General features: G+C 57.0%; 1 rRNA gene. It reads left to right on the top strand.

Going from position 1 to position 853, the window contains the following annotated elements:
• A 23S ribosomal RNA gene (locus ADK60_RS22520) occupies positions 1–853 on the top strand; the annotation flags it as partial.

The following is an 853-nucleotide window of genomic DNA, read 5'->3' as shown; positions in this document are numbered from 1 at the left end:
AGTTGCATGCCCAAGACCCGAAGCGGAGTGATCTAGCCATGGGCAGGTTGAAGCGGAGGTAAGACTTCGTGGAGGACCGAACCCACCAGGGTTGAAAACCTGGGGGATGACCTGTGGTTAGGGGTGAAAGGCCAATCAAACTCCGTGATAGCTGGTTCTCCCCGAAATGCATTTAGGTGCAGCGTCACGTGTTTCTTGCCGGAGGTAGAGCACTGGATAGGCGATGGGCCTCACCGGGTTACTGACCTTAGCCAAACTCCGAATGCCGGTAAGTGAGAGCGTGGCAGTGAGACTGTGGGGGATAAGCTCCATGGTCGAGAGGGAAACAGCCCAGAACACCGACTAAGGTCCCTAAGCGTGTGCTAAGTGGGAAAGGATGTGGAGTCGCAGAGACAACCAGGAGGTTGGCTTAGAAGCAGCCACCCTTGAAAGAGTGCGTAATAGCTCACTGGTCAAGTGATTCCGCGCCGACAATGTAGCGGGGCTCAAGCACATCACCGAAGTCGTGTCATTGCAGCATATAGGGCCAACGCCTGCTGTGATGGGTAGGGGAGCGTCGTGTGCCGGGTGAAGCGGCGGTGGAAACCAGTCGTGGACGGTACACGAGTGAGAATGCAGGCATGAGTAGCGATACAAGAGTGGGAAACTCTTGCGCCGATTGACCAAGGGTTCCTGGGTCAAGCTGATCTGCCCAGGGTAAGTCGGGACCTAAGGCGAGGCCGACAGGCGTAGTCGATGGACAACGGGTTGATATTCCCGTACCCGCTTTGAAGCGCCAACGCTGAACCAGGTGATGCTAAAGCCGTGAAGCCGGCCCGGAGTCTTCGGACAAAGGGACGTGGTGGAGCCGCTG

Source organism: Streptomyces sp. XY431, from assembly GCF_001279805.1.
Lineage (GTDB): Bacteria > Actinomycetota > Actinomycetes > Streptomycetales > Streptomycetaceae > Kitasatospora > Kitasatospora purpeofusca.
Note: the sequence above shows the minus strand (reverse complement) of the source record. Positions and strands in the feature narration are given on the sequence as shown.